The sequence below is a fragment of the Frankia sp. CeTa3Moorea genome (genome assembly GCF_978021225.1).
Genome location: NZ_CDXDOR010000137.1, coordinates 10,014 through 14,512, shown reverse-complemented (window position 1 = coordinate 14,512; position 4,499 = coordinate 10,014). Strand labels below are relative to the sequence as shown.

Below are 4,499 nucleotides of genomic sequence, written 5' to 3'. Positions count from 1 at the left end.
GGATACGCCACGTCCGCGAACCCGTCCGCTTCCTCGACGCCGCCCGTCGCCTGCACCGCGAAGGCGCCGTCGCCTACCTCGAACTCGGCCCCGACGCCGTCCTGACCGCGCTCCTGCCGGCCTGCCTAGCCGCCGACGCCCAGAGCACCGAGAGCACCGAGAGCACCCAGAGCACCGAGAGCACCCGGGACACCCAGAACACCCGCGACGCCCGCGACACGGTGGCCGCGGCGGCGTCCCGTGCCGGCCGCCCCGAACCCGACACCCTCCTCACTGCCCTGGCCGAACTGCACGTCCACGGCGTCGACGTCGACTGGCACGCCCTGTACCGAGGACGCGGCGCCCGGCACCGGGAGCTGCCCACCTACCCGTTCCAGCGCAGGCGCTACTGGCTCGACGGGACCACCGCCGTCCCCGCGCCCCGTAGCCCGACCGTCGGGACGGCCCGCGCGGCGGGCCCGGACAGCTGGTCCTACCGCACCGAGTGGCGGCCCCTGGACTCCGCGGACGTCACCACCGCCGTGACGGCCCAGGCCACCGCGGCGCCACCGCTGTCCGGCGTGTGGCCGGTGCTGACCCCGGCCGCCGGCGTTGACGAGGACATGCTCTCCCGCCTCTCCTGGATCATCGAACGCCTCGGCGGCACGGCCGTCACCCTCACCCTCACCGGCGACGACGCCGACCGCGCCCGGGTCGCGGCGCTGCTGTCGAACGCCGTACTGCTGTCGAACGCCATGCCGCCGCCCGACGCCATGCCGCCGTCGGGCGGCGGCCTCGCCGGGAAGAAGACGGTGCAGGCGGTACGCGGCGTCCTGTCCCTGCTCGCCCTCGACGACACGCCGCACCGCATCCATCCGGCACTGACCACCGGGCTCGCCCTCACCGTCCCGCTCATCCAGGCGCTGCACGACCTCGACGTGCCCGCACCGCTGTGGTGCGTCACCCGCGGCGCGGTCACCACCGGTCCCGACGACCCCGTCACCGCCCCGGACCAGGCCATGATGTGGGGACTCGGCCGCACCCTCGCTCTGGAGGACCCCGGCACCTGGGGCGGTCTGATCGACATCCCGACCGACCTCGACGATCAGACGCTGGCGTGGTTCGGCTCCGCCCTCACCGCCCCCGGTGGCGAGGACCAGCTCGCCGCCCGTGCCACCGGGCTGTTGGTACCCCGCCTCGTCAGGGCCGACACCGTCCTACCAGCCGACACCGTCCCACCAGCCGACACCGTCCCACCAGCGTGGCGGCCCCACGGCACGGTCCTGATCACCGGTGGCACCGGCGCCCTCGGCGCGCATGCCGCCCGCCGGCTCGCCCGCGACGGTGCGCGCCGGATCGTCCTCGTCAGCCGCCGTGGCCCCGCGGCTCCGGGGGCGGAGGAACTAGGCGCCGAACTCGCCGCCCTCGGCGCCGAGGCGATCATCGAGGCCTGCGACGTGGGAGAGCACGAACAGCTCGCCGCCCTGCTGCGGAGACTGGCCAAGGCGGGCCGGCCGGTGTCCGCCGTCGTACACGCGGCCGGTGTCATGGGACAGGTGACCGCCCTGCACAAACTCGATCTCGGGGAGTTCGCGGAGGTCGTGGCCGGGAAGGTCGCCGGCGCCGCCGGCCTCGACCGGCTACTCGACGGGATCGACGGGATCGACGGCACCAGGCTGGAGGCCTTCGTCCTGTTCTCGTCGGTGTCGGCGACCTGGGGCAGTAGCGGCCAGTCCGCCTACAGCGCGGGCAACGCCTACCTCGACGCCCTCGCCGCGCGGCGGCGCGCGCTCGGTCTCGCCGCCACCTCTGTCGCATTCGGCCCGTGGGCCGACGCCGGAATGGGCGCCGAGGCCACGTTCCGTGACTACCTGGGCCGCCGTGGCCTGACCCCGCTGCCCCCCGACGCAGCGGTCACCGCGCTCACCCGGGCGGTCGCGGGCGGGCAGGCCGCGCTCACCGTCGCCGACGTCGACTGGGAGCGCTTCCTCCCACCCTTCACCGCCGCCCGCCCCGGGCATTTCTTCGACGATCTATGGAGCCGGTCCACGACGGCCGGACCCGAGGGGGACGCCGAGCCGACCGGCACCGCCGCGCCCCCCGCCCGAGTGGACTACGGAACGCTGCCCGGGCCCGCCCGCGCCCGCGCGCTGTTCGACCTCGTGCGGGCGGAGGCCGCGGCCATCCTCGGGCACCCGTCGCCCGACGACGTGGACCCGCAGCGCCGCTTCCTCGAACTCGGCTTCGACTCACTGGCCTCGGTGCAGCTCAGCCGCCGACTGGCCGCCGCCACCGGCCTCACCCTGGCCACGCCCGTTGTCTTCGAGCATCCGACGGTCTGCGAGCTCACCCGCCATCTCGACGCCCTCGCCACCCTCGCCACCCTCGCCACCCAGCGGCACCCGGACATCGTGCCCGGCAGGCCCCCCGCGCGGGCCGGGACGCAGGTCGCGCCGATCGGCGTGCGCGAGCTGTACCGACAGGCGTGCACGGACGGCAAGTTCGCCGAGGGCGTCGGTGTCCTGCGGGCCGCCGCCCGGCTCAGGCCCGTCTTCCGCACCGTCGAGGCCTTCGGCGCGCCCGCCGCGCCGGTGAGACTCGCCTCGGGTCCGGCCCGGCCCACCATCGTCTGCCTGCCCTCGATGGTCGCCCCGTCGGGACCGCACAACTTCGCCCGCCTTGCCCTGCACCTGCATGGCCGGCGGGACGTGTACGCGCTGCCGCATCCCGGATTCGGCGACGGGGAGCTGCTTCCGGCCACCGCGGATCTCGTCGTTGACCTGCATGCCGAGACCATCGCCCGGGCGTTCGACGAGATCCCCGTCGTGCTCGCGGGTTACTCCTCGGGCGGCTGGCTGGCACATGCGATCGCGGCCCGGCTGGAGGCCCGCGGGATCCGCCCCGGGGCGGTGGTGCTGCTCGACACGTGGCTGCCCGGGGACCGCATCCCCGAGGGCGACATCCAGGAGGAGCTTCGCGGCGTCGCCCTCAACGACCAGGCCTTCGCGCTGATGACGGAGGCACAGGTCACCGCGCAGGGCGCCTACCTGGACCTGTTCGAGGGCTGGCGGCCGACCACCGTCGACGCGCCGGTCGTCCTCGTCCGGGCGATGGAGCGCATGCCCCAGCAGGCGGTCGCCGAGAACCCTGACGGGGAGGGCCAGGCCTGGGTGACCGACTGGGTGATGGAGCACGAAAGGCTCGACGCCGCCGGCAATCACCAGACGATGATGAACGAACACGCCGCCTCCACCGCCGCAGTCCTCCACCAGTGGCTTGCAGAACTGGGCCGGCCCACGGAACTGGAGCGGCGCTGATGCGGTGACCGGGCTACCCCCGGGGCCCTCGGGTCACCGCCCCCCGGATCACCGGCCCTCGGATCACCGGCCCTCGGGTCACAAGGCGGCCAGCGCCGGCCTGAGGACGCGTTCGTAGAAGTCGCAGAAGCCGCCCTGATCTGGACCGATCTGGAGCAGGGCGACCTCGGTGAACCCGGCGTCGGCGAACCGCCGGACCCCCGCGACGAACGGCTCCGGGTCGGGCCCGTGCGGGATCTTCGGGGCGAGGTCCTCCGTATGGAGGGTCTGGGAGTAGGCATCGAAGTTCACCGGGTTGGGGAGCTCGGCCTGCACCTTCCACCCCGCGGCACACCAGCGGAACTGCTCCCGCGCCAGCAGCAATGCCTTCTCGGCGTCGGCGCCGTAGCACACCGGCAGTTGCCCGACCCCGGGCCGGGCGTCGACGCCGGTGGCCCCACCGCTCCCACCGGCCGCACGGCTCCCACCGGCCGCCTGGAACAACCGCATCAGGCTCGGGTCCGGCTCGGCGGCGATCGCCAGGTCCGCCAGTTCACCGGCAATCCGGCAGCTCTCCGGCCCGGACACCGCCACCCCCAGGGGAATCGGCGCGTCCGGGAGGTCGAACAGCTTCGCCGGCTCGACGAACAGATACTCACCCCGGTAGGTGACATACCTGCCGGCCCACAGCTCCCGGATGATCTCGATAGCCTCGCGCAGCATCCGGTGCCGGACGTCCGCGCTCGGCCATCCCCGCCCGCCGTCGAAACAGTCCTGGTCAGCCCCCGCACCCGTAGCGGGACGGCGATCCGTCCGCCATCGGCCAGTTGCTCCACCCACGCCGGTGGGATGTCCCGTGCGCCGTAACGATGATCCGGTCGGACGGGGCACGCTCGGGTGCACCGAACTCGCCATCCACCGGAACACCAGTCGTACTCTCATGGTTCGATGCTCCGGCCGTGAATCGACGGGCACAGCACCTCGGCGGCGGTCTGGGCGGAGCTGAGCGTCGACGGTTTCAGCCATGAGATCATGACGGAGTGACCCAGGAACGTAGCGCGCAGGCCCCGTCCTTCAGGGCGGGGCTAGCGCATCAACGCCAGCGTGACAAGCACGCCTGCTATCCTGTCACTTATAGGGTCGAAGGTGGTGAAGCGGGCGTACCGCTACCGTTTCTACCCGACCCCGGAGCAGGCCGCCCAGCTCGCGCAGACGTTCGGCTGC

General features: G+C 73.5%; 3 protein-coding genes. 2 read left to right on the top strand and 1 reads right to left on the bottom strand.

The annotated features are described in order from the left end of the window. Positions 1-3,296 (top strand): type I polyketide synthase (locus tag AC08OV_RS19475; protein ID WP_476620070.1); only part of this gene is annotated, 3,296 nt, incomplete at its 5' end. A gap of 78 nt (positions 3,297-3,374) precedes the next feature. Here AC08OV_RS19475 and AC08OV_RS19470 read toward each other — a convergent pair. After that, positions 3,375-4,190 (bottom strand): TIGR03557 family F420-dependent LLM class oxidoreductase, encoded by an 816-nt coding sequence (locus tag AC08OV_RS19470; protein WP_476613992.1) that lies wholly within the window; start codon positions 4,188-4,190, stop codon positions 3,375-3,377. 189 nt (positions 4,191-4,379) lie between these two features. Between AC08OV_RS19470 and AC08OV_RS19465 the strand changes: the two genes are divergently transcribed. After that, the coding region (locus tag AC08OV_RS19465; protein ID WP_476613991.1) for a helix-turn-helix domain-containing protein at positions 4,380-4,499 on the top strand (120 nt) is incomplete at its 3' end.

Coding starts and splice junctions, on each gene's coding strand:
- AC08OV_RS19470 (WP_476613992.1), bottom strand. CDS start 4,190: ATGGCGAGTTCGGTGCACCCGAGCGTGCCCCGTCCGACCGGATCATCG.